The sequence below is a fragment of the Ornithinibacter sp. genome, from assembly GCF_035443565.1.
Lineage (GTDB): Bacteria > Actinomycetota > Actinomycetes > Actinomycetales > Dermatophilaceae > Fodinibacter.
The window spans coordinates 1-1,270 of the sequence record NZ_DAORSO010000388.1 but is presented as its reverse complement, the minus strand read 5'-3'; the positions used below and the strand labels follow the sequence as shown (position 1 = coordinate 1,270).

Here is a 1,270-nt window from a genome sequence, read left to right as displayed (position 1 = left end):
GCGGGTCAGGCGGTGGCGGAGGTCGGGGTGGTCGCGTCGGTCCGGATGCCGTCGCCTTGGATGCCGTCGGTCCGGATGCCGTCGCCTTGGATGCCGTCGGTCCGGATGCCGTCGCCTTGGATGCCGTTGCCGTTGGCGCGGCTGTCGTCGACTGGGATGCCGTCGCCGTCGGGTCGGGCCGTGGCCTCACGCTGGTTTCGGCGGTCGCGGGCGGTGGCGGTCAGCTCGGCCACGGCCCCGACGAGGTCAGCCCCGAGGTGACGGACTCCCACCTCCTCGAGCACCCGCGGCGTCGCGCCGCGCCCGGCGAGCCACACCGGGTAGTCCTCGCCGAGCCGCCGCAGCGCCGTGGAGTGCGCGCGGAAACCTGACGGCCGACGACAGGCCAGCACGACGGCATCCGCCTGGGTGAGCCGCGCGGCCGCCGCCAGCGAGTGCACCGGGGTGTCCGGCCCGAGGTAGCGGATCCGCCACCCGGTGCGCCCGAGGAGCACGCCGAAGCTCAGCAGCACGATGTCGTGGAACTCGCCGGGCGGGCAGGCGAGCACCGCCACCGGCCCGCTGCCCACACCCCAGGTCAGGGACATCGCCCCGAGTCGGCGGCGCACGAGGCTGCTCGCGAAGTGCTCCTGCGCGATGCCGATGCGACCGAGCTCCCAGAGCTCACCGACCCGCACGAACAGGGGCAGCAGGACGTCGATGATCGCGCTGTCGACGGACCGCTCCCCGAAGGCGACGTCGAGCACGGCGTGTGCCCGGTCCTCGTCGAGGGTGGACACCGCGTCGAGCAGCTGCGCGACGAGCGCCGGCGGATCGGAACGCAGTGGAACGCTCGTATCCACGCCCATGCCGGATGCCGTGCCCACGGCTCCGGCGCGCCCCCCGGCCCTTCTGTGGCCCGCGGCGAAGGAGGAGCCGCTGGCGTTGGTCGCGTCGTCGTCGATGTCGTCGTCGATGGCGGACAGACCGGACCGGTCGGCCTCGAGCACTCGGCGGGAGGCCTCAGCGGCGCTCACGCCCTGGTCCCGCAGGGCGATGACCTCGCGGACGCGGCGTTCGTCCTCGTGGCCGTAGAGGCGGTAGCCCCCGGCCGATCGCTGCGGGCGCAAGAGCCCGTAGCGGCTTTCCCATGCCCGAAGGACATGGGTGCTGACGCCCACTTTGGAGGCGAGCTCACCAATCCGCATCGTAGGCGGTATCGAACTCCTCACGAGAGTCACCGTAGACCTGAGACAGAGTTTTGACAAACACTCAACACAACGTTCGCCAA

The 1,270-nt window shown here is 72.0% G+C and carries 1 protein-coding gene; it reads right to left on the bottom strand.

Going from position 1 to position 1,270, the window contains the following annotated elements:
• Positions 1-5: 5 nt before the first annotated feature.
• Positions 6-1,187, bottom strand: coding sequence for a MerR family transcriptional regulator (locus PLL68_RS15410; protein ID WP_324535607.1), 1,182 nt, complete (start codon positions 1,185-1,187; stop codon positions 6-8).
• Positions 1,188-1,270: the final 83 nt, after the last annotated feature.

What these genes read in the sequence shown, in the direction of transcription:
- PLL68_RS15410 (WP_324535607.1), bottom strand. Translation starts at nt 1,187, where the DNA reads ATGCGGATTGGTGAGCTCGCCTCCAAAGTGGGCGTCAGCACCCATGTC.